Raw genomic sequence first — 24,976 nt, forward strand, 5'->3', positions numbered from 1 at the left:
GGCCCGTTGGTCAAGTGGTTAAGACACCGCCCTTTCACGGCGGTAACACGGGTTCGAATCCCGTACGGGTCATATACACTTGAAAGAAAACACATTGCAAATTATGCAATGTGTTTTTTTGTTATTTTAAAAATGAATTCAACATAGGGAATTATTTGAAATACTGAATGTTAAGGAGTTTGAAGAAATGAGTATGATAGTCTATATAGGCTTTAATTTTCCGATAAAACTAAATGAAGGTGATGTAGAACATGAATATGAAGTTGACTATGTTTGCCCCGATGCAGAACATCTTAACATAGTTAAACAAAAGCATTTTACGACACCCTATATCTTTAAGATTTTACAATTTGCAAATCCTATTTGGGAATTGACGGACTATAATAAGGCTTATTCTCCACATAACTATGAAAAATCCCAAAAAAATTTTCTCGATTTATGTCATTATCTAAAAGAATTGCTCCCGAAAGGTGATATTTGTGAAATATACATCTGCTGGGACGGAGAAGAAAATGAAGAGCTAGAAGTTGAATTGAAGATTAATTTAAATGATTTACAAATTGAAGCCATTGAAATATATGAAAAGTGCTTTATTCATTTAGAAAACTAAAAGGTTAAATTTAGTATGAGTATTGTCATGAAAGGAAAATAATTAGAGGAACTTAATTTGCTGAGCTCCTCTAATTATTTATTTCAAAGTCAACAATTAATTTAACAGAGCCTTTTATTTAGTAAAGGGAAAAATGAAGGTTACCTGATAGACTGTCCAGCTGTAATGAGGCCATACAAATAGTAAATCATACAGCTATTACAACTTTATACTTTAATAAAAAACATCCTACAGACAAATCGCTTTCGGCATGGACGATTTATCGATGTAGGATGTTTTTTTGAGATATATTATAAAAGGGATGCGTGGAAAATTGTTCAAAGTTCAATTGTTATACTGTGTGATTATAAATGAAGAATTTTACGATCTATAAAAATTGGGCAGAACTTTTATAGATGCTGCATTAACGGAATGCTGCTTTAAATTCTCCAGTCACTTCCTGGTGCCCATTATTCGATTCATATGCTTGCTCGATTTCTAGTTCAAAACGATCCATAATCGGAATATCGTTTACAGAGAATAAGTAGGAATCTTTAGAAGCAAAGTGCTCATACCAAGCCCAGTTTGGAACTACGAAATAATCGCCTTTCTTCCAATCGAAGCGTGTACCATTTATAACCGTGTAGCCTTCACCTCTATGCACCTGATAAACAGTAGAGTGCGTGTGGCGTAAAGCCTTTGTATGCATGCCGGCTGGTAAGTGCTGCATACGTGTACCTAATGTCGGGTTGGCTGCTTTACCTGTAGAAGGATTAATATATTCAACAGCAAAACCATGATGCGGGTCCGGATCAAATGACATTAAGCCATTAATTCCTTCAACCGTACGATCCCATTTATAGTTGGCAAGTGGTGCTACTGTATACTTGTCATCTCCGACAGGGCGTACCATTCCTCCACGATAACGCTTTTCCGTGAAGTTATCCGGAATATTCGGCTCTTGTAAACCGCCTTCATAAGGGTCGAAGAAAGTACCGCCGATTCCGTATAAAGTCGGGATATCCAGCGCGTCTGTCCATAACATCGGCTCATCGCCAACGTGTTCATGCCCGTGCCATAAACCTTTAGGTGTAATTAAAAAGTCGCCTTCCTCCATGAAAATACGTTCGCCTTGTACGATTGTGTAGGCGCCTTGTCCTTCAGAAATAAAGCGCAATGCTGATTGAGAGTGACGGTGAGATGGGGCTTTTTCACCCGGTAACAGCATTTGTACCGCTACGTAAATCGTTTGTGTAGTAGATGCCCAACCCCATGGCTGACGATATGTTAATCCTGGATTTTGGAAATAGATTGCACGACGTTCTCCACCACGATCTGGTGTAAAGATTTGTGCTGCTTCGCCCATTTTCTTTTTAATTAGTTCATCACTCCAAAGGTAAGCTTGTGCTTGTGGCTTTGGTGTATGATTCATAATTTCCGGAATGGCTTCCCAAAGTGGACCTAAATGATATTGTTCAATGTCTTTCGTAAAATCCTTTACCGTGTCACTTTTCATAAACTCTTTTACTTCTTCTGATACTCCTGCCATACATCTTCACTCCTTTAATAGTAATTGTGCAAAAAGAATACTAGACCGTATTGAAGGTTATACACTTACTGGCACATTTGCAGCTGCTACTTTGTTTTCCAGAGCACCAACTTTATCAATTTCGATGCGGACAACATCACCGTCTTTCAAGAAAGTCGGAGGATTCATTGCAACCCCAACACCACCTGGAGTACCTGTTAAAATTACATCACCCGGCTCTAATGTCATTAAGTTAGAAAGGAAAGCAACTAGCTTTTGTACAGAAAATACTAAGTTAGCCGTGTTCGTTTGCTGGCGTACTTCGCCATTCACTGTCAATACAACAGATAACCCTGATGGATCCGGTAATTCATCAGCTGTTAATAAATAAGGTCCCATCGGTGCAGAACCGTCTACTGTTTTACCTTGCAGCCATTGTAATGTACGACGTTGAATATCACGATAAGTCACATCGTTCGTAATTGTATAGCCGGCTACGTAATCCAGGGCGTCTTCTTCTGAAACATTACGGGCTTGTTTGCCAATAACAAATGTAAACTCTGCTTCATAATCAAGCTGTTCAGAAATCGGATAGAATGGAATATCATCATCCGGACCTAAAAGTGTGTTGGCAAATTTAGCAAAAATAACGGGATGTGTTGGCAATTCACGGCCCATTTCCAGAATATGTTCACGGTAGTTGTGACCTACGCAAATGATCTTTCCTGGATTTAATACTGGTGCTCCAACATGTACTTCGTTACGATCAAAAATCGCTTTTGTAATAGAAGCATTTGGATTCTCTAAAATGAAGTCGACAGCTTGTTGCGCCAATTCAATAGATTTTTTCCCGCCTTCATAAATTCCATCTGTAGTTGCCGGCACATAAGCATGGGCAATTTCCTTATAACGATATTCACCTTCTGCTTGCAATTTCGCTTCAAAAGCATGGTTTAAATCGATTACTTGTTCCTTCACAATCGCTCCAGCACGTGTAATACCGTTCACTGTATAGTTGACTAATTTCATAGTTATCCTCCTTTATCGAAATAGAATACAAAGTTCTCTATTTAAAGAAAATATAAAGTACTTTAGGTAGTAAAGTCAATATTTTTCAGAAAAATCTTTTAAATAAGTGATTTAGGACCTATTAAAATCAATTAATTATCAGTAAATTTAGAAATATTATTGACAAATGTTTCTCTTTTACGTTACATTTTCATTATAAGTAAACAAAGTTCTCTATTTATAGAATCGGAGGTAATGATATGACAAATATTAGTGATGTAATTGTAGTTGGTGGGGGAATTGGTGGTTTAGCGACAGCGCTTTCAATAGTACAACGCACAGATAAAACGGTAGCAGTATTAGAACAAGCACCTGCATTCGGAGAAATAGGAGCAGGTATCCAATTAGCACCTAACGCACTGCATGTATTAGACCAATTAGGTGTTAAAGAAGAAATATTGAATGTAGCGGTCGTACCGAAGCGCTTAGTGCTAAAAGATATTTATACGGCAAAGGAATTAGCTGTACTTGATTTGACTGACGGTTTCCAGGAGCGTTTCAAGCAGCCGTACGTTGTATTGCACCGCTCGGATCTACACCGTGTTTTATATGAAGCATGTTTGAAAAATAACCGTATTTCATTTAAAAACGATGAGCAAATCCAAACAGTATCACAAACGCCAGGTCAAGTAACGATTACAAACCAACGTGGTGAGTCCTATACAGCAGAAGCAGCAATCGGGGCAGATGGTATTAAATCAAATGTACGTAAGCTATTTTCTCAAGACGAAATGATCTGTTCAGAGTATGTAGCATACCGTGGGACATTACCGATTGAAGAGATTACTGCTGAAGGCGATATTGCAATGGATGACGTTATTATGTGGATTGGACCAAACTTACACTTAGTACAATATCCTGTTCGTCGCGGTGAGTTATATAATCAAGTCGTTGTGTTCAAAACATATGACTATAAACCGGAAGGCGATTGGGGTACACCGGAAGAAATGCAACAACGCTTTGAAGGTGCACATCCGGATGTAGAACGTGCGTTAAAATATATTTCGACTCAATTCCGCTGGCCGATGTTTCACCGTCTTCCAATTGAAAACTGGACAGATGAAAATGTAACACTATTGGGAGACGCGGCTCATCCAATGCTTCAATATTTAGCACAAGGCGGTGCTCAGGCACTTGAAGATGCATATGTATTAGGCGAAGCTCTGGAAAATGAAGCAACATACAATGAAGCATTTCTACGCTACCAGAAAGAGCGCCAGCCGCGCACAGCAATGGTACAAAATTCAGCGCGTCGCTGGGGTGAAATTATTCACGCAAATACAGCTGACGACCTTGACCGTGCGCTTGTGTTATTACGTGATCATTTATTCGGCAGTCACAAGGAAACAAACTATGATGTAGCAGACTTTTTATATAATTACTTCAACACACGCAAAAGTGAAGTTAAGAGCTGAATAAGGGAAAATTAAAAAGAGAAAGGGGATTAGTTCCCTTTCTCTTTAAAGCCATATACAGTCGACATTTCTTTACTCATATCAATAATTTGCTGCATCATTTCAGATGAAGTGTCTGTAGGAACGTCCTCTTCAAAGCCAACAACTGTGATGGCACCGACAAGCTCATTTTTGTAATTGAGTATTGGTAAACCGATAGAGGAAACATGACGGACAAGAGGCTCATGTGCAAACGAAAACCCGTTTTTGCGAATTCCTTTCAGCTCGCGTTGAAAAGCCGCAACATCAAAATTGGTAAGTTCATTTTGCTGAGCTTCAATCCAGTTCGTAATTTCCAAGGAATTAGCATAGGCCGCAAAAATTTTTCCTGTAGATGAATTAATCGGCAGTTTCGTACCGACTTGCGCACCGATACTTAAGCCAAAATTCGTATTCCAAATATTTGTGATAACCGGGGAATCATTTACCCAAAGCGATAGCAATGTCGTCATATTTGTGAGATTGCTAAGTTCTTTAAAATAGGGTGTAAGGCGTTCGATAAAATCGTCGTTTTGCATGGCAGCATTCCCGTATTCCAAAAATTTATAGCCGAGTGAATAGCTACCGGTCTTTTGATCACGATAAAGCAAATCTAACTGGATAAGTGTATTTAAATATTTATAGAGATTACTTTTAGAAATGCCTGTTTGTTCCTGAATATCGGAAAAACGTAGTGGGTGGTCGCTTTGCGCAACGACATCGATAATTTGAATACCTAATGATAATGATCCGATTGTAGTACTGCTTGACATAGTATTCTATTCACCTTTCTTAAAAAGTCATTCAAAATAAGGAGATTATATCATGAAAACTAATGTTATGGAAAAGAAGTTTGAAAGTTTCGAGAAAAGCATCAATAGTATGGTTGATCTAATAAGTGTAACAGAGAAGGATGTGCTGTATAAAAAACCATCCGAAGAAAAATGGTCGGTTATGCAAATCGCTGCTCATATTATTGAAGCAATCGAGTTTTGGGTAGCCGATTTAGAAGCGTTATTAGTCGTACCAGGAGCAAAATGGGGACGTAACCATGAACATGTCCGTCGTTTAGCGGCGGTAGATGTAAATTATGTAGCGACTGTTTCAAAGGAAAAAGCGATTGAAAGGCTCAATGCGCTCATTCCTTTAGTGAACGAAAGCTTTGCAAAAGTGCAACAGGAAGATTTAGAGAAAACAGCCCCTAGCTACAACCCGAATTTTGATGGCAAGCCGTTATCATTTCTAATCAACCATCTAATTGTATTGCATACTGAAAGTCACGTAGGGCAGATGCAACGCCATATAGAATTGGTACAGCCGCAAAAAGTAGAGTAAGAGTCGGAAGTATCCACTGTTTGATGTGCGTATAGTAAGGTATTATAAAGATACAATAGAGAGGGCTGTCTGGAATGGATTTCGGGGCATGCCCTTTCTGCGTATAAAACAGTGGAAGCAGGTGGAAAAGTGGATACAATAATAAAAACAGGGAATAAAGCAGTCTATCCGATTATTTTCCCTTCTGACTATAGTGGATTGGGGAGTATTAACTGTTATGTCTACCAAAATGGAGAAAATTATACATTAATCGATGCGGGCATTAAAAATGAGGAATTTGAGCAGTTTTTTTATAGGAAATTGAAAGAATATAATATAGAAATTAATCAAATTACCGGTATTATTTTAACTCATTTTCATAATGATCATATCGGGGTAGTAAATCAAATAACGAATGATTACCCGATTCCTGTCTATGCCAGTGAAATTGCCATTCCTCGTTTGAAGTGTGAGCATGATTATTTACAGCAGAAGCTTAGCTTTTACTATGATTTGTATGAGCAATACGGGGTACCAGAATTTGGACGTGAACGAATGGCAAAAATGGAGAATACCCTTCAAAATAAAGAACAGGTGATGATCTATCCACCGATTATGAAACTGGAAGACGGGCAAGAAATCGGAGGATTACGCGTAATGACTGCTCCTGGCTATTCACCGGATTCAATTTGTTTGTTTGATGAGGAGACAGGATGGCTATTCGCGGGGGACTTTTTATTGGCTACTGGTATGACGAATGCTTTAATCGATCATGACGAATCAGGAAACGTAACGAACCCGATTAGCCAATATATAGACTCGATTGAAAAAATGAAAGCTTACAATGTGCGCACCGTGTTTGCCGGACATAAAGAGATTTATGAAAACTTGAATGAAGTGATGGAGAAAAGCTTAAGTAAAATAGAATACAAGCTGCAAAAGGTTGTATCTAAAATAAGTGAAGGACATCATCATACTGCGAAACAAATAGGAGAAGCAATCTATGGTGCCCGCTTTGCGAAATATTTTACATTTATTATTTCTGAAATTATCGGATTAACACTTCTGGCAGAACAACGCGGTTTGATTGTGCGTGAGTTGCGGGACAGGGAATGGTATTTTACCGTTACAAGTTTGATTGAAAAATAAATGTAAACAGCTGCCCGGGAGAGGCAGCTGTTTTTGTTATAGCGTATTATTTCCATCTCACATAAAGTGTCGTCGGAGTTGTTTGGGGCTTATTCCATTTTGCGAAAGCTTTTGTATACTTACTCGTTGTATAAAGATTGTTCAGCGGTTTTGTATTGATACCAAATTCATATTTAGCAGATGCTTTATTAATGTCGGCGGATTTAATAATCGTTGTTTTCTTACCTTGTAATGTAATGGTTTTCAGCGGGTTCATAAGCACTGAACTGAACTCTAATGACTGGACATTTGCAGGCACTGTCAGCTTTGTTAGCTTATTATTGAAAAACGCACCATTGCTGATTGTCGTTACTTTAGAAGGAATCGAAACCGAGCTTAGCGCATTGTTCGCAAACGCAGCTTCTTTCAATACTTTTATATTTTTAGAAATTTGGACTGATTTTAATTTGTTATTAGCAAATACATACGGTCCCATCGCTGTTACACTGTCCGGTATGACGAGGGAAGTTAACCTGTTCATATCAAAGGCATGCTGGCCAATTGATGTTAACCCGTATTTTAATGAAACAGATGTTAAAGCATTGTTTATGAATGCATATTGTTCGACAACTTTAATGTTATTAGGAATCGTCACTTTAGTTAAATTATTATCCGCAAATACAAAGCTTTCAATCACAGTTAGTTTTGACGGAATGGTGATTTTAGTTAATTTATTATCGCTAAAGGCTCCGTACTTAATACTTTGCACATTTTCCGGGAGTGCTAGCGATGTTAATTCGTTTGTTTCAAAAGCTTGGTCACCAATTAGCTTTAATGTTGCCGGGAATTTCACAGATTTAAGTTTATTTGTATGAAAAGCGAATCTTTCAATGGCCACGACAGATTTTGGAATTGTTACATCTGTTAGTTTATTGTTCGCAAATGCATTGGCCGAAATAGTTTTTAATCCATCTGACAACGTTAATGCAGTCAAACTATTAAAGGCAAATGCATACTGTCCTATATTTGTTACGCTGTTCGGTAATGATAGGCGCGGCAGCTTATTGTACTGGAATGCACTGTGGCCAATTGTCTGTAATGTATTCGGTAAAGTTAAACTTGTGATGCCATTGTTCGCAAAAGCGAAGTCTGGAATGGTTTTAATCCCTTTGCCGACTTTTACTTGTGACAAGCGGTTTGCGTAAAAGGCTTTTTTGCCAAGGTGCGTAACAGAGTCTGGGATCGAGACGCCGGCAATTTTATTATTGCTGAATGCTTCCTTACCAATAGTTTTCAAGTTGTTCGGTAAGACAAGAGTTTTCCCTCCAAATATGTTTTCACTGAAGCTGAACGCATTGTTGCCGATTACTTCCACACTAGCAGGAAGTTGAAGCGGCATATTTTTATCGTAATTAACGGATGCAAATGCATAGGGTCCGATAACACGAATTGTATTTGGCAATGTTATACTAAATGGCTTTTTATTCAATGCTTTGTCAGTAGCTGAAACGATGGAGTGTTTAGTTGTAAAGGCAAATGGTGCGATTTCGGTAACGGGAATGCCATTGATGGCAGCCGGAATATTGAACGACTCAGCGCCTGCATTTTCGTCAAAGCCGGTAATTTTAATTTCCTGTTTACCTTTATATTCGGTAATAGCATAATATAAATTTTCATATTGGTGGTCCTGATTACTTTGTAAATGAGCAGGTAATGTCACATCTACATTACGATCGCTGTATAGAGCGCCGACGATTGATGAACCAATTGTTGTGACTGAATCTGGAACAGTAAGGGATGAAATGGAATTCCCCATAAAGGCTTCTGTCCCGATTGCTTCAAGTCCGACTGGTAATGTAACGTTTTGAAGAGAGTTGTTTATAAATGCTCCATCACCGATTCGTTTCAACGTTTTGGGAAAACTAACGGTATGGACGATTCTCTCTTCATAATCAGGCGCATCATAATTAAACCATTCTGTATCAATCGCAAAAGCATTATCCGCAATTTCCGTTACAGGAAAGCCGGCGATTGTTTCGGGAATAGTTAAATTTTTTGGTGCAGAAGAGCCAATAATTCGTACCTCTTGTTTTCCATTTTCAGCTGTAAAAATTACATAATGAAAATTTTTGTATGTCTCATATGGTGCAGCAGTTGCAGAACTGCAAAATCCGATAATAGAAACGAGCATTAACGCACAGGAGATAATGATTTTTTTCATAGGTTAAATCCTTTCTTTATTTTGGAATTAACGTACAGACGGATTATTTGGAAATAAGTTTCAAAATTAAATCAATATTATTTAATGGTAAATTACAACTTGAAAAGGTTCCTGCCACCTTATTAGACAAGAACCTTTTTGCTACTCTAAAGTGAGCGTTCCACTATATGTCGTTCCTTGATCACGGCCGGCTTCACAATAAAACTCGGTTGTTTTAATTGTCTTATTAGTAAGCCGTTCGAATTCAATAACACAACGGTCACCATCTGCTGTTTTGGATAACCGCGCTTTTGTATCGGTTGTGAATGTCGCTGTTCCTTCAATAGTGCCGGATGCCCAGCCGTCATACGTATAATAGATCAATTGGAAACCGGTTTTCGTACTATTAGAGATTGTTAATACACGCCCCTTTGAATCCAAGTCGCCTTTCCCGTAAGTATGAAAATACGTATACTCGCCGTCCCAAGTTTTATTTGGCTTCTTGTCGGCAGCAGGGGACCAGTTTGCACCTGCGCGTAATGAGCGATCTAGCATATTGCGGGCTGAGGTAGCACGCTGATAAAGAGGGCTATTACTAGCAAAGCTTTCTTCTGCTATGTCTGAACGATAAAAGAAGTTTTTATTTTGCATGTTATAAAAAAATAGAACAAGCTGTGCACGCGTTAAATTATTTGTTGTACCGAAAAAACGCTGTAAATTAGTTTGCTCATACTTTGCATTTTGTCCGTTAGAAATATGATGATCGAGTAAAAAACGGATTGCTTTATTTAAAGTCGTTTGTCCATCTGCTATATAGGCAATTGCCTGTGCAACAGTCCCACGCTTTACAGCAGTTCCTCGGATGTTGTTATGAAAATAGCCGTTTAAAGGTACTTGATAGGCAGCAAGCGTATTATAGTTTGCATCAGATGGGATCGCTTTCGGTGTGAACTTTTCCAGTTCTCCCGAGACAGGCTCCAAATCAAAGTATCCTACTAAAATTTGGGCAAATTGTTGTTCTGTGACCGGTTGGTTTGGACGGAATGTACCGTTAGCATAGCCGTTTATAATATTGAAATCATATGCCCATTTAATCGCATCATACGCATAATGGTCTGATGGAACATCTTTAAACACTTGCTTCGCTGCCAATGAGTTAGCCGGAAAAGTAAAAAAAGATAGCCCTAAAATAATAGAAATAAATGCTAAGTAGAAGCGTTTCATAAAAAAGCCTCCTTTATAATTGGATTAATTTTACTTTAACATGACTTTCTCTGAATTCCACTTACTTTATATTCTAAAATATGGGATAAGAGCCGATATAATAAATACGGTATATAAAATGAGATAGGTAGTGATACATATGAATAAATCGAAGTTAATGCTAGCTGCTTTAGTTGCAGTCCCAGTAAGTGTTGGCATGATGGGGGAAGTAGAGGCGGAGCAAACCGAAATGTTGGGCGATTCTCTGGCAACACCTGTAGATATTAATAAAGTGATAGATGGATTGAATACAAACTCGACTAGACTGGAACTAGAAAAAGTTCAGGAAGCTTATAACAATCTTTCGCTGGAATTACGCCAACAAATTAATAACTTCGGCAAAGTGGAAGTACTTTTGGAAGACTTGAAGAAGAAGGAAGCGCAAATCGCCAATCGTATCGCCGCCGAAAAAGTTACCGAAATGATTCAAACATTCAACGATGAGCCAACGCCTGCTAAGATTAGTGCAGCCCGAAAAGCTTACGATGCATTAAATAGCGAGGCAAAAAAGCTAGTAGATGAGCGAGTAGTTACAAACCTGGAATACTTTGAAAGCCGTTTAGCTGTGCAAAAGGGCCAAGCTGAAAAAGAAGCAAAAGTCGTGATGGATCGCATTAAACGTATCGATAAAACAAAATATACCGAAGCTCAGATCAAGAGTATTCGGCTGGCGTACAATTCATTGAGTGATTTTGCGAAGTCGTTTGTAACAAACCTCAATATTTTAATTGATGGCGAGAATTATATTATTTATCAAAATACGGTTGTTAAGCAGGCAAAGCTTGATGCCAATGCATTTGATGTATACATGAACGATATTAGCCGCAGCTCGACGACACAGGAAATTGCGAGAGCTCGTTCCCTTTACAACAAATTATCGGCGGAAGCGAAGAGACATGTAACAGCGTTGGAAAAGCTTGTCCGCCTTGAAACTATGTGGAGAGATCCGCATTATATTGAACTTGTTTATACGTATTACCCTGATTATATTCATGAAATAAAGCCAGGCGGAGTAGTTATTGAGAAGCCAGCATACGACCCGCTTTACATTCCGGACGATTCCGCAAGTACAGTGGCAACAACGATTCCAAAAACGGCAAACTGGTCCCAATATGAAACAATGACATACCAAAATGGGCGATATACAACACAGATTACCGCTTCTCAAGTAAAAAACATCGCAGACCGGAATATGCGTTTAAAAGCCGGAGATATTGAAATCGTTATTCCTACATCTGAAATACAGACTTCTAAAGCAACTGTGGGTGTATCTTTAAATGTGACGAATAATCAGCTGCACATCCAATTTACTGAAGGAAATCGTGCAAAAACATTTGAAAGTACAGTAGAAGTTCATGTTCCGGTAGCTAAATTAAAAGCGAATACTTCGCAAGTTATTCAACGTGTTCTATCAACCGGTACATCACCGGCATCATTTAAAGTGGATGGCTCAAAATTCATTATCCGCACAGTGACAGGTGGTACTTTTAAAGCATCGAACAGCCAAGTTATTTACACGGATATTCCGAACAATGATCAAGGACGTGCGATTCGAGAGCTGACAAAGCGTGGCATATTATTTAATACGAAAAGCCGACTAGTTCAAAGCTATAAACAAGTAAGCAAAATCGATGCAGCAGTGATGATTGCATCTGCACTTGATGTATCAAGTAACACTAAATCAAAATATTTGGATATAGCAAATACCCAGCAGTTAAAACTAGTTCAAGGTTTATTGGAAGCAGGTATCATGAGCGGGGCCACATCGAGCCGTTTCGCACCTAATGCCTCGCTAACAAAGCAAGAAGCAGCCATCATTATTGCCAACATGTACCGCTATTTAAATCAGGATTTGGCAAAGGCGTATAATGAGTTAAACTTCAGCTATCCAGATGTAACAAACCTGACATTGGAAGCACGTCAAAGCATTGCGATTTTAGAGCTGTTTGGGGTTGTTGATGGGGAAGGTTCGTTTAATCCTGAGAAAACATTATCACGCGGGGAGTTTGCTGAACTATTTTACAATGCATTAATAGCAATCGATTACTTATAAAATTCTCAAATCTATGATTTTCTATCCGGAAATCATAGTTTTTTTAAGAAAAAAATCGCTAAGCTGAAAACGGAAAAACTGTCAGATCTTCTGACAATTCCTTTGCAAATACGCTATAATTAACAACTACAGCACACATGCACAAAAGGAGTTTTCGCATGGTCTATTTATCGATGATTTTCTTCAAAATTGTTGCACCGATTTTAATTTTGCTTATTATAGGTGCCGTATTACAGCGCAAGTTTCAGTTTAACCTTAAAGCATTATCCCATCTCATTACATACTGTTTCATGCCCGCAGCGGTGTTTATCAATATTTATGAAACATCCATTGAAATGAGTGTGCTCGGACAAATTACAATTTTTATTATTTTATTTATCGGTGCGCAAATGCTGTTAAGTCAGCTGCTCGCAAAACTGTTAAAACTTGATAAAAAGGAATCGGCTGTTTTTAAAAACAGTGTTGTACTTATAAACTCCGGCAACTATGGGATTCCGGTTGCGCAAATGATTTTCGCGACCCAGCCAATTGGGGTAGCGATACAAGTCATTCTTGTTATTTTTCAGAATATGACGACGTATACATATGGCTTGTATAATTTAATTTCATCAACAAAATCAGGAATTGCAATTGTCCGGGACTTTTTGAAAATGCCGATTGTCCATGCGCTTATTATTGGCGCGGCATTAAATTACTTTCATGTCCCGATTCCGGAAACGTTTAGTATTCCACTTGAACATATTGCAGACGGATTTGTAGCGGTTGCACTTATTACATTAGGGGCACAGCTTTCTACAATCGAAATGCGTTCGATGTTCAATAAAACCATTTTTGTCAGCTGCTTTACACGGTTAATAGTCGGCCCGGCAACAGCACTTCTTATTATTTTTGCATTGGGCTTAGACGGGGTAGTGGCACAGTCGCTATTTATCGCAAGTGCATTCCCGACATCGAGAAACAGTTCGAGCTTGGCACTTGAGTATGATATTGAATCGGCAACAGCAGCCCAGACAGTACTGTTTTCTACGATTATCAGCTGTTTAACGGTGACGTTTGTTATTTATTTATCGACAATATTATTTGCATAATAGCGTTAAAACTATTTGTAAGAAACGGTTACTTTTAAAAATTGTTTGGAATGAAGGGCGACTCCAGCGGGAACAGCAAAATTTATTTTGCGACGAAAGCGAAGCGACAGGAGCACCGACGCCTGAGACTACAGGCTCAGGCCGTGCCCGCGGAAAGCGTCCCGGAATGGAAATCAATTTTACGCACAGCTAAAAAACCCATTTTTCTCATAGAGAAAAATGGGTTTTTGGGTTATGTGGCAGCTCTTTTTCCATAAAAAAAACCGCAAGTATCCCCTCAGATACTTGCGGTTGTAAGCGATTATAGTTGGATATCAATAACGCTTTCGTAATCTAGTAAAACTAAATTATTGAATAGCTATTGAATTTAACAATTTGAGCAAGAAGCTAAATTCATAGAGTAAATCTTAGTACATACTTACCGTATTAGCGTATGGGTTTGAAAGGTCCATACCATCTAATGAAAGACCCATTGCCTTCGCTACACCTTCACCATATGCTGGATCAGCTAAGTAGCAGTGTAAAATGTGACGACGTTTGATGAATTCTTCAACACCGTTCATTTCAGCAGCAGTTGTTTCAAATAAACGTTGTTGCTGTTCCGGTGTTTGAAGACGGAATAATTTACCTGGTTGCTCGAAGTAGTTGTTGTCATCTTCACGGAAGTCGTAGATGTCAGCTGGACCATCAAGAGCTAATGCAGGATCTTTATATTGTGTTTGACCTTGTAGGGCACCGTAGCTATTTGGATAGTAAGTAATAGCTGCACCACGGTTTCCGTCAGCACGGCCTTGTCCATCACGGTGATATACCATGAATGGGCATTTTGGTGTGTTTACAGGAATTTGGTGGTGGTTAACGCCTAAACGGTAACGAGTTGCATCTTGGTAAGCGAATAAACGAGCTTGCAACATACGGTCTGGTGAGAATGAAATACCAGGGACAACGTTTGATGGAGCGAATGCAGCTTGCTCAACATCAGCGAAGTAGTTTTCCGGGTTACGGTTTAATTCGAATTCCCCAACTTCAATTAGTGGGTACTCAGACTTGTACCAAACTTTTGTTAAATCGAATGGGTTGTCTTTAGAGTTGCGAGCTTGCTCTTCAGTCATCACTTGGATGTACATTTTCCATTTCGGGAAATCGCCTTTTTCAATTGACTCGAATAGGTCACGTTGTGAAGATTCACGGTCTTTACCGATAATTTCAGCAGCTTCTGCACCTGTTAAGTTTTCGATACCTTGTTGAGAACGGAAGTGGAATTTCACGTAAACGCGTTCGCCGGCTTCGTTGATCATTGAGTAAGTGTGAGAACCGAATCCGTGCATTTTGCGGTAGCCGTTTGGAATACCACGGTCAGACATTACGATTGTTACTTGATGTAATGCTTCAGGTAATGAAGTCCAGAAATCCCAGTTTGAGTTACCGTTGTGCATGTTTGTTTTTGGATCACGCTTAACAACGTGGTTTAAATCCGGGAAGTGTAATGGATCACGGAAGAAGAATACAGGTGTGTTGTTACCAACCATATCCCAGTTACCCTCTTCAGTGTAGAATTTTAATGCGAAACCGCGAATGTCACGCTCAGCATCAGCCGCACCGCGCTCACCTGCTACAGTTGAGAAACGTGCGAACATTTCTGTTTTCTTACCAACTTCAGAGAAGATTTTTGCTTTTGAATATTTTGTGATGTCATGAGTTACAGTAAATGTACCGAATGCACCTGAACCTTTTGCGTGCATACGACGCTCAGGAATTACTTCACGGTTAAAATTCGCTAATTTCTCAATTAGGAATACGTCTTGTAATAAGATCGGGCCACGGCGACCAGCTGTTTGAGAATCATCGTTCGATACTACTGGAGCACCAGTAATTGTTGTTAAACGTTCGTTTGTCATGTATAGTTCCTCCTAAATCTTTTTGAAAAACTCTTCATAAATAATATAACAAATCTAAATCATAATTTCTACTAGATTATAATAATTCTTTTTAAGGAATCTTTATATTAAAGAATTAGTTATTAATAATGGATATTGAAGAAGATTCTGATAACATAGTTTTCTAGTAAATTATACCTTTTATTAGCAAGAAAAGGTAAATATTACTCCGCATTTTAGTTAATAATAGCTTTTTATTTATTAATCGACAAAGGTGGGGAGTTCTCCTATTATTTCCTATATAATAAAAGCGACTACCATACGAAAGGACATGGTTATGCAACTTATATTAACTTTTATCATTTTGGCAGTTACGATTATCTTATTTACGACGAATCGATTGCGGGCAGATCTTGTCGCAGTAATGGCACTATTATCATTTGTTATATTAAATATTTTAACACCTGCTGAAGCGCTGGCAGGATTTTCGAATTCTGTAGTCATTATGATAGCAGGGCTATTTGTTGTCGGGGCAGGTATTTTAAGAACAGGACTTGCTGGTATGGCAGGAAATCTACTATTGAAATGGTCGGGAGATAATGAGCTCCGTCTCTTTATTTTGCTGCTGGTCATCGTCGCAATTGTCGGGGCGTTTATGAGCAATACTGGTACGGTCGCGTTAATGCTGCCGATTGTAGTTTCGATTGCAATCAGCATTAAAGTCAGTCCGTCCAAGTTTTTAATGCCGCTATCCTACATTGCGAGCATGTCGGGGCTGATGACATTAATTGCATCGCCGACAAACTTGATCGCTTCACAAACACTCATTGATCATGGCTTCGAAAAACTTGGATTTTTCACGATAACTCCAATCGGAATTATCGCGACGATTACCGTTATTATTTATTTAGTATTAGTACGTAATGTGCTGTTACCTAATGAGGAAAACCGATCTCAGTCAAATGCGGGATATAAGCTCTCTCCAAAGAAAATTGCCAAGGAATATGATCTGCATGATAAGCTGTTTCGTGTTGTCGTTAATGAGCATTCAACAATCTCGGAACAAAAGCTCGCTGATTTGAAACTTCCGGCAACCTATCATATTTATATTATGAAAATAAAACACGGTGCTGTGCAGGAAGGGCTTAATTTAAGGCCGATGACGTACCAGGAGCTGGCGGGACCGACAAGTATTATTCATGTTGGAGACGAGCTGTATGTACAAGGTTTGGCCGATGATGTAGCACAGTTTGCCCATGATTTTGCATTAACTGTTCAGCCATTTGAAGATCATGCGAAAGAGCTCGTTACGAAGAAAATCGGTGTAGCGGAAGTGTTATTAACACCTCAATCACGTCTTATTAAGGAAACGGTTAGTAAAATCGGTTTCCGTGAAAAATACAACTTAAACATTTTAGGAATCAACCGTAAAGGCGAATATTTATTGAAGAACATGGCCGATCAGAAGCTGCGTTTCGGTGATGCGATTTTAGTGCAGGGAACATGGGATGAAATTGAGCTGTTGTCCCGCGAAACACAGGATGTGGTCGTAGTAGGTCAGCCGCGCGAATTAGCAGGAGCTATTGCAGCAAACGGAAAGGCACCGATTGCCGGTATTATCATGCTGCTGATGATCGGGCTTATGGTGTTTGAAGTATTTGATGCTGTCATTGCTGTATTAATCGGGGCGGTTCTTATGATTATTACAGGCTGTCTGCGCAATATGGATGATGCCTACAGTAAAATGAACTTCGAAAGTATTGTACTTGTAGCGGCAATGCTTCCGATGGCGACAGCGCTTGAGAAAACAGGCGGGATGACGATTCTCGCTGAAGGCATTATCAATGTACTCGGTGATTTCGGTCCATATGGTGTATTGATGGGAATTTATTTATTAACCGTTGTTTTCGGGCAATTTGTTAGCAATACGGCAACGGCGGTACTGTTTTCGCCGATTGCCATCACTGCAGCACTTGCTATGGATGCGAACCCGTATACATTCATGATTGGGGTAGCAACTGCTGCTAGTATGGCGTTTGCAACACCGATTGCATCTCCGACAAACTCCCTTGTCTTAACAGCGGGCGGCTATAAATTTATGGATTTCGTTAAAGTCGGTGTTCCGTTACAAGTCATTATGTTTATTGTCATGATGATTGCAGTACCGTTGCTGTTTCCGTTTTAATCGGTACAGAAGGTAGAATTTTTATAAGGGGTATCTGAATAGGCATGTCATTCAAATACCTCTTTATTTTATTGTAACAGCCTGTACAATTTTATTTTCCTGTACGCCTAAATCAATGACACCATCTTCACTTTTAATTTCCAGGCGCATCACATCGCCAGGCTGTAAATAGCCGTTATCTTTTTGTGAATTATAGAATGCCTCTACTTTTTCTTCATATGAGATGGAGTTATCATAAATAATGCTTAAAATATCAGCATTCAGACGTAGACCTACACCAGCAGGAGTACCAGTTAAAATAAGGTCACCGGTTTTCAAATCAAAGATGCTCGACATTTCGGTTAAAGTTTCAGTCGGTTTAAACAATAGCTGATCTGTTTTCACCTGCTGCCGTGTCTCGCCGTTTACGGATAAATGGAGCTCCAACTTTTCCAAATAATCAATTTCGCCGTCTTCCAATAAGTAAAGATACGGTCCAGTAGGGCAGAAGCCGCGATAGCTTTTTCCTTTAAACCATTGCTGTTCAACGATTTGGACATCCCGTGCTGAAACGTCATTCGTAATAACCAATCCTGCAATATAATCTTTTAAATTATGCTCCGTCACTTCAACCGCTTCCGTCACGTCCTGCTTCAAAATAATGCCTAGCTCAATTTCATAGTCGAGTAAGTGAACATGTGCAGGGCATACGATATTTGCTGTTGCAGAAGTTAACGTACTTGGAGCCTTAGTAAATAATAGGTTATAGGGCGGCTTCTGCTGTGAAAAACCGGCTTCAACACGGTGTGCGCTGTAGTTAGTACCTTGGCAGTAAATGTTTGCATCGTCTGTTACAGGCGAAAGAATGGTAATGTCAGCTTGGTTCACAATATGACCAGACTGTTTTGCAGTAACAACATCCTCCATACCCGTTGTTAAAATATCCCGTAATGTTCGGTAAGAACCGTTGATTACATATAGTTCATCTTCTAACACACCCCATTGAATCAAATCACCTTTTTGAAAACGTACTAATTTAATTCCCATTACAACCCCTCCTAAAATAGTAAAGCTAACGTAATTTTAGATGAAATAATAAAAAATAGTTAGTTGTAAATTAATGGATTTATAAAGAAGAAATCAATAAAAATTAATGAATAATAAAAAAACTGTTCAACTATGGGGATATCCATAGCGAACAGCTTTTTAATGTTAAGCAACTTCTGTCTGGCCTTCACTATCATTAATGGATAGTGGTGATTTTCTTGTTATAATAACTGCCCAGACAATTGCTAAAACAAATAGACCAATAGAAGATACTAGTAAAGTAGAGCGTCCGCCTTCCAAGCCAAATACACCTAGGAGAGTGGCAAACATATAAGGGCTTACAATACCGCCCAAGCCTTGACCTGCAGCAGCGATTCCGACATAAGAAATCCCTTTTGCCATGTTTGATAGCTCCGATACTCGTGCTAATACGCCAGGAAGTACGATTCCTAAACCCATGCCGCCGAGTACACTTGCTACAAAGATCATCGGTAAACTGCCTACTGCAGAACACCATAAAATCCCGGTAGCTGTTAACAGTACACCAAATGGTACGATCAGGTTTGGGATCACCGAACGCAGTTTACCGAAGATGAAGCCTGTTATTAATGTACCTGTTGTAAAGAGTGAAATCGCCAGACCGGCTTCCGTCGCATTTCCTAAACCTTCAGTCTGAATAATAATTGAGATATTTGTTACATAGCCATAAATGAAGGCAGAGAAAATAATTTGCCCAATTGTAAAGCCATATACTGTTTTTGGCGCTTTAAAAAGAACATCTTTAATTGAAGCATTGGGTACATCTTGTTTTTTCGGCTCCGGTAAGAACAGGAAAGTAATGGCTAAAATCCAAATAGGGAATAAGTACACTAGGAATCCATAGTTCCAACCGTAAGCGTCTGCCAGCATACCGCCAACTACTTGGAAGAAAATTGCCCCAACACATGCGATTGTCGATGTACCGAATCCAATCAGGAAATCACGTTCACGACCATCAAAGAAACCAGTAATGATATCAATGGATAAAGGTAAAGTTATACCAACACCAAGGCCTAATATACCGCGGAAAACAATAATTGCGAATAGATTGCTTAAGAAGAATGGCATGATACCACCGATTAAGAATAAAATTAAACCGGTCATTAATAATGCACGTTTAGAAAATTTATTTGCTAGCTTACCATAGAAAAGGGAAGGAAAAATTTGAAGCAAACCTGGCATTGTCGCAATTAACATAACAGTAGTAGGGCTAAACTCCGGGAAGGCTACAATAAGGTCTGCCATAATTGATCCCGCTACACCAGCAGCTACGTCTTGGAAAGCGATCAGGACAATTAAAAACTTTAAAAAACCTCTTTTGGATGTTGGAAACATTAAATACCCCCTAATTTTTATTTTGTTTGAATCTTAAAGACTTAGCATGTTGTGCAAAATACCCCCCTCAATCGATTGAATATTCAGATATTAACATGTAAGCCCTTTCACGGTAACGATAATAATTTGCGGAAAAGTATTTTTTAATTAAACAAAAATTGTTAAATAACGTTACGGAGTTCTTTGTCTGAATGCGTTTTTAATAATCGAAAGTAACCACAAATAAAAAAGAGTACAAAACTACGGAAATACCGTTGTTCTGTACTCGAAATTCAGTTATTCTATTTCAATTTCACCTAAAACTATTAATGATTCGATTAAAAGGATTAATTCAAAGAGGTTTTTAGAGCTGCGCAGGTTCCGATCGAGCAATTCTTCAATTTTTTGAATTCGGTAAACAAGCCCGCTCATCGATAAATTCAAGTCAACCATTGTCAGATTTAGGTTTCCGTTATGATTTAAAAATGTGTATAAAGTCTTCAAAAATTCGTCTCTTTTATTTGGTTTTAATGACAGAATAGGTTCCAGCTCACGATGAGCCAATTTCACTATAATATCGCTGTTTTGGTGATTAATTAACGAACCAAGTATATTCGTATTCTCGAAATATACAATCATGTCCCGCTTATTAATATTTAAAGAAGAAATTGCCTGACGATGTGCTTCCACAATGTCATCAATATCATTAATGACGCGGCTTAGTCCAATACGGAAATCATAATTTCTGAATTTGCGCTGCAAATGCTTCAATATATTTTGGAAAATATCATCGGTATCATCCTTTTTAGGGAACAAAAATACAATTTCATCCTGGAATTCTGTAATGAAAATCGATGTTTGATGCATTTCCAAATAGACAATGACTGACTGAATAATTTTTGAAATAGTGGATGCTTCATGAACGGGTATTCCTTTTTTAGTGATGCCAAGACTTCCGATATAAAAATCTTCATTTAAATCAATTTGTAGGAGGTAACTGCGGCTGATCATACTTTTCTTTGATGTATACTGCTGCTGCAGCAACTGTTCAAAAAAGTAAGCTTTAATATTTTCAGTCGCTTCCAGACTCGATTTTTCATTTAAATAACAAAGGGAGATGGAAACAGCCGAGCGTTGTAAATAATGCATTTCTTCTTTAAAATTCGTATCCTGCGAAAAATATATGAATGATATATAACCGATAATTTGCTTCTGTACGATAATCGGACTAATTAACCGGGTATGTTTCGGACAATCTACCTGACTTGGCTGCATAGGGTCGATTGGCTGGATTAAGATTTTTCCGGACTTCGTTTGGGGCATTTGCTGAATAAAGTCGTCTTTAATAAAATCCAGCTGCTCCTGAGTCATACCGATCGAGTGGTGTGTATTAAAGCTTAAATCCTGTACGATAGCAGGTATATTCAACGTATTGTAGATAGTTTCCAAAATCTGGTCGATATGCATTCCCTGTGAAATACCCAATGTTAAGTTGTTATGGAAAGTCGATACCTTTTCTGTATGTTTCTTCTCTTCGAAAAGCTCCATATATGTTTTGTTCAAGTCATCGATCATACGCGTCTGACTAATTTTCTTTAAGTCGGATTGAGTTTCAGGATCCCAATGCTCCAGCATGCGCATTTCAAATGCACAATGCTCGTCTCCTTTGGCACGACAAGTCATTTCCACAATATATACTTCCTTTTTCGTCAAATAAGAGGTAAAGCCGCTTGAATAACCGGCCAATGTATGACAAATACAAGAATCGCTTTGCCCGAAATGTTTCAGGTGCTCCTCAACTTCATAAGAATTAACCCAAATTCCTTTAGCGTACATATACTTGACCGTATCATCAGAGTGTAACTGTAAAACTCTTTCCGAAAGGAGATCTGTAATTTGTCCGGAGGCAAGATGATACCCAACAGCACTGTTTAATTTTTCGGTTAATGTAAGTGGTAAATAATCGACTTCTTTTGCGTGAGTAATACCAATATTCCAGCCGTAACGCTGTAAGAAAAATTTTGCGTACTCAAGGCCTAAGCTTTCGATTAATTCCTTCCTTAAAATCCCAAATGTATTAGTAGTAGTGTACAACGCTTTATCTACATAAGATGAGCCAGTCATTTTCAACCTCCTGAATATTCGGAATATTAACTATTTTTAAATGAAACATACCACACTTTACATTGAAATGAGAAGATAATTTTTAATTTTTGTTAAATATTAGTAAAAAAATTACTATTTTCAACTTGTTATTATTTTTTATAGAAACTTTAATTCGGGTTCTGTCACTACGATTTTTTCAAATATAACGTATTAAAATTATTATCCGAAAAGCTGCTCTACATAGAAAAAGCGTTTAATTAAATTGGAAAAATGATTGCCGTATAGATGAAACAAAAAGGCTTGAACAATCTATAAAAATCGTATTTTTATATGATTGGACGTTTGCTGTACGATCAAGATTCGTTAATTTTTACTTATATTTGATTGTAAATTCCATAGATATTCACCATATTATTCGTAATTTAAAACCGTAATATTGGATTTAACAAATAAAAGGAGTTGAAATGATGACGACAGCGCTTACAGAAAGACAAATTGAAGTAATGAATAAAATGCAGGAGATTGCAGCGAATGTTCGTAAACGTGTAAAGGAAACAGAGGAGATTAGAAGAATACCAGAAGCGACAATGCAGGAATTGAAAGATTCTGGCTTAATGTATATTTTACGTCCTGAACGATACGGTGGTTTACAGGCAAATGTCGAAACTTACAGCCAGGTCATTATTGAACTATCGAAAGCATGTGCTTCAACTGGATGGATTGCTTCTCTTTGTGCAATTCGCGATATTATGGTGGCGGAATCATTCAGTGAAAAGGCCCACTTGGAAATTTTCTCTGACAACCCGGAGGATGTATTATTTGCAGGTGTATATGAACCAAGATCTTGCACTGTACGGAAAGTGGAAGGCGGTTACCTTGTTGAGGAAGGTCACTGGATGTTCTGTTCAGGTTCACTGCATGCGACATGGGGTTACTTCGGTATGTATACAAAAGATGAGAACGATAACATTTTAGAGCAGCTGTTAATGACAGTACCATTTGATGTACTGGAAATTGAAGACGACTGGCATACGTTAGGTCTTCGAGGAACGGGCAGTAATGCGGTGAAAATGAAAAATGTTTTCGTACCGGAACACCGAGTTACATCATTTGTGAAAATTTTAGACGGAGATTTCCAATCACCGCATTTACGCGATATTCCATTATATAACTCTGCACTGTTCCCATGTTTAATTTTATCATTGGGCTTACCGGGTCTTGGTGTTGTGAAAGAGATGCTCGATAATTTCAAACAATCATTACCGTACCGTACTGCCCAGCATATGGGTGTGAAAATGATTAAAGATGCGGCAAGCACACATCAGTTATTAGCAACAGCTGAGTTAAAAGTAGAAACTGCTGAACTTTACTTTATGAATTTAGCAAAATCGATTGATGAGTGGGCAGCAAAAGGGGAGATTATGCCAAAAGATTTACGCCTGAAAGCTTTGGCGGATATTGGCTACGCAAATGAAATGCTGAATGACGCGGTTCAGGCAATTTTAAAAGCGAGCGGATCCGGCTTTGTATATGATGCCAGCCCGATGCAGCGTCTCCTTCGTGATTTCTTAACATTAAACTCCCACCGTTCATTGTCACCGGTTATTACGAGAGAAAACTATGGCAGACAATTAGCAGGTTTACAGCCAAATCAAATTCGTTATTAAGTAAATATTTACGGATTTTTCAGAAAAAACAAAAAAGTTTTCTTGTAGTTTGAGAGTTGTGAATTAAAGTACAGTTACTTTTAAGTAAGGGGGCTAAGTGAATGAAACAAGCAATAGCAAAATTAGGGTATGTCGCATTACAGTCTTCGAATGTGGAAGCATCATTGCATTTTTTCCAAGATGTTATCGGCCTTGAGCTAACAGAACAGATTGGAGATACGTATTATTTACGGGCGTGGGGAGACTTCCAGCACCATACACTGTCCATTGCGCCAGGTGAAGCAGGTCGGGTAACCCATATCGGTTTCCGTACAAAGCGCAAAGAGGATGTTGCTTTATTCGCGGATCAATTAGGCGGAAAAGGCTATGAAATTGAGCATATCGCTGCTTGGACAACACCGGGAATCGGTGAAGCAATCCGTTTTACAGCACCATCTGGACATCGATTAGAACTTTACTATGATATTGAAAAACCGGTTGTGGAAGAAAGCCGTCGCTCTGTCCTGAAAAACCAAACGTATAAATCATACAACAAGGGCGCTTCTCCTCGACGTCTTGACCACGTTAATATTCATACTGATGCGGATTCAAGTGTCACTTATAAATTCTTCACGGAAGAACTTGGTTTCCGGATCAATGAATGCGTTGAAACAGAAGAAGGGGATATTTTAGCCGGTTGGATGAGTGTAACACCATTGGTACATGATGTCGCTTTAGTATCTCATGAAAAACTTGAAACAACAGCGCGATTCCACCACATTTCTTACTGGCAAGACAACTCAGGCGATTTGCTGCGAGCTGCAGATATTTGCAAAGAGCACGGACTGCAAATTATAGGACCTGGAAAACATAGCATTTCACAGGCAATTTACTTATATGTGATCGATCCTGGAAGCGGTTGCAGAGTGGAGCTGTTTACAGGCGGCTACTTAATTTTCGAGCCGGACTGGGAAACAGTTGTATGGCGTCCCGAAGAACGTGCATTTGGAAACACTTACTGGGGGGACAGCATTACAGGCAATCCGCTTATTGTCCCAACAATTGATGCAACAGGTATTAAAGAAAAGAAAGCAGTTCCAGCATTAGAAGTATAGGAGG

The 24,976-nt window shown here is 38.7% G+C and carries 18 protein-coding genes and 1 tRNA gene; 10 read left to right on the forward strand and 9 right to left on the reverse strand.

Annotation, left to right across the window (positions count from 1 at the left end):
• Both AC6CH1_RS14285 and AC6CH1_RS14290 read left to right on the forward strand, forming a co-directional pair.
• Positions 1–72, forward strand: a tRNA-Glu gene (locus tag AC6CH1_RS14285).
• Between the two features lie 115 nt (positions 73–187).
• Positions 188–610, forward strand: a complete 423-nt coding sequence (locus AC6CH1_RS14290) for a hypothetical protein (RefSeq protein WP_498318117.1) — start codon at positions 188–190, stop codon at positions 608–610.
• Between the two features lie 403 nt (positions 611–1,013).
• On the opposite strand, the gene AC6CH1_RS14295 is transcribed toward AC6CH1_RS14290, so the two are convergent.
• Together AC6CH1_RS14295 and AC6CH1_RS14300 are read right to left on the reverse strand one after the other, a co-directional pair.
• Positions 1,014–2,138: a cupin domain-containing protein gene (locus AC6CH1_RS14295; protein WP_251690459.1), complete on the reverse strand. Its 1,125-nt coding sequence runs from the start codon at positions 2,136–2,138 to the stop codon at positions 1,014–1,016.
• 57 nt (positions 2,139–2,195) lie between these two features.
• Positions 2,196–3,146 carry a fumarylacetoacetate hydrolase family protein gene (locus tag AC6CH1_RS14300; RefSeq protein ID WP_498318119.1) on the reverse strand — a complete coding sequence of 317 codons (951 nt, stop codon included), beginning with the start codon at positions 3,144–3,146 and terminating at the stop codon, positions 2,196–2,198.
• Between the two features lie 239 nt (positions 3,147–3,385).
• On the opposite strand from AC6CH1_RS14300, the gene AC6CH1_RS14305 reads away from it, so the two are divergent.
• Entirely contained in the window at positions 3,386–4,600 is a 1,215-nt protein-coding gene (locus tag AC6CH1_RS14305; RefSeq protein WP_251690461.1) for an FAD-dependent monooxygenase, read from the forward strand.
• Between the two features lie 29 nt (positions 4,601–4,629).
• Here the strand turns inward: AC6CH1_RS14305 and AC6CH1_RS14310 are convergent, their stop codons facing one another.
• A complete protein-coding gene (locus AC6CH1_RS14310; RefSeq protein ID WP_498318121.1) occupies positions 4,630–5,391 on the reverse strand; it encodes an IclR family transcriptional regulator in 762 nt (253 codons plus the stop codon).
• Positions 5,392–5,443: 52 nt separating this feature from the next.
• Between AC6CH1_RS14310 and AC6CH1_RS14315 the strand changes: the two genes are divergently transcribed.
• Both AC6CH1_RS14315 and AC6CH1_RS14320 read left to right on the forward strand, forming a co-directional pair.
• Positions 5,444–5,953 carry a DinB family protein gene (locus tag AC6CH1_RS14315; protein WP_498318122.1) on the forward strand — a complete coding sequence of 170 codons (510 nt, stop codon included), beginning with the start codon at positions 5,444–5,446 and terminating at the stop codon, positions 5,951–5,953.
• 129 nt (positions 5,954–6,082) lie between these two features.
• Positions 6,083–7,081, forward strand: a complete 999-nt coding sequence (locus tag AC6CH1_RS14320) for an MBL fold metallo-hydrolase (RefSeq protein WP_498318124.1) — start codon at positions 6,083–6,085, stop codon at positions 7,079–7,081.
• Positions 7,082–7,127: 46 nt separating this feature from the next.
• On the opposite strand, the gene AC6CH1_RS14325 is transcribed toward AC6CH1_RS14320, so the two are convergent.
• Together AC6CH1_RS14325 and AC6CH1_RS14330 are read right to left on the reverse strand one after the other, a co-directional pair.
• Positions 7,128–9,281 carry a leucine-rich repeat domain-containing protein gene (locus AC6CH1_RS14325; protein ID WP_498318126.1) on the reverse strand — a complete coding sequence of 718 codons (2,154 nt, stop codon included), beginning with the start codon at positions 9,279–9,281 and terminating at the stop codon, positions 7,128–7,130.
• A gap of 141 nt (positions 9,282–9,422) precedes the next feature.
• Positions 9,423–10,484, reverse strand: coding sequence for an S-layer homology domain-containing protein (locus AC6CH1_RS14330; RefSeq protein ID WP_498318128.1), 1,062 nt, complete (start codon positions 10,482–10,484; stop codon positions 9,423–9,425).
• 139 nt (positions 10,485–10,623) lie between these two features.
• Here AC6CH1_RS14330 and AC6CH1_RS14335 point away from each other — a divergent pair, with 139 nt between their 5' ends.
• The gene (locus AC6CH1_RS14335; protein ID WP_498318130.1) at positions 10,624–12,576 is read left to right on the forward strand and encodes an S-layer homology domain-containing protein; all 1,953 of its coding nucleotides are present in this window, start codon (positions 10,624–10,626) and stop codon (positions 12,574–12,576) included.
• Between the two features lie 158 nt (positions 12,577–12,734).
• Positions 12,735–13,664 (forward strand): AEC family transporter, encoded by a 930-nt coding sequence (locus AC6CH1_RS14340; protein WP_498318132.1) that lies wholly within the window; start codon positions 12,735–12,737, stop codon positions 13,662–13,664.
• A gap of 407 nt (positions 13,665–14,071) precedes the next feature.
• On the opposite strand, the gene AC6CH1_RS14345 is transcribed toward AC6CH1_RS14340, so the two are convergent.
• Entirely contained in the window at positions 14,072–15,562 is a 1,491-nt protein-coding gene (locus AC6CH1_RS14345; protein WP_251690468.1) for a catalase, read from the reverse strand.
• A gap of 316 nt (positions 15,563–15,878) precedes the next feature.
• On the opposite strand from AC6CH1_RS14345, the gene AC6CH1_RS14350 reads away from it, so the two are divergent.
• Entirely contained in the window at positions 15,879–17,726 is a 1,848-nt protein-coding gene (locus tag AC6CH1_RS14350; protein ID WP_498318134.1) for an SLC13 family permease, read from the forward strand.
• 63 nt (positions 17,727–17,789) lie between these two features.
• On the opposite strand, the gene AC6CH1_RS14355 is transcribed toward AC6CH1_RS14350, so the two are convergent.
• From AC6CH1_RS14355 to AC6CH1_RS14365, 3 genes are all read right to left on the reverse strand, one after another.
• Entirely contained in the window at positions 17,790–18,752 is a 963-nt protein-coding gene (locus AC6CH1_RS14355; protein WP_498318136.1) for a fumarylacetoacetate hydrolase family protein, read from the reverse strand.
• Between the two features lie 165 nt (positions 18,753–18,917).
• Positions 18,918–20,126 (reverse strand): MFS transporter, encoded by a 1,209-nt coding sequence (locus AC6CH1_RS14360; protein WP_251690471.1) that lies wholly within the window; start codon positions 20,124–20,126, stop codon positions 18,918–18,920.
• Positions 20,127–20,402: 276 nt separating this feature from the next.
• On the reverse strand, positions 20,403–22,229 hold the full coding sequence (locus tag AC6CH1_RS14365; RefSeq protein ID WP_498318138.1) for a V4R domain-containing protein: 1,827 nt from the start codon (positions 22,227–22,229) through the stop codon (positions 20,403–20,405).
• Positions 22,230–22,678: 449 nt separating this feature from the next.
• Between AC6CH1_RS14365 and AC6CH1_RS14370 the strand changes: the two genes are divergently transcribed.
• A complete protein-coding gene (locus AC6CH1_RS14370) occupies positions 22,679–23,878 on the forward strand; it encodes an acyl-CoA dehydrogenase family protein (RefSeq protein WP_498318140.1) in 1,200 nt (399 codons plus the stop codon).
• Positions 23,879–23,979: 101 nt separating this feature from the next.
• Positions 23,980–24,972 (forward strand): VOC family protein, encoded by a 993-nt coding sequence (locus tag AC6CH1_RS14375; RefSeq protein ID WP_498318142.1) that lies wholly within the window; start codon positions 23,980–23,982, stop codon positions 24,970–24,972.
• Positions 24,973–24,976: the final 4 nt, after the last annotated feature.

The organism is Solibacillus sp. GQ1 (genome assembly GCF_059758555.1).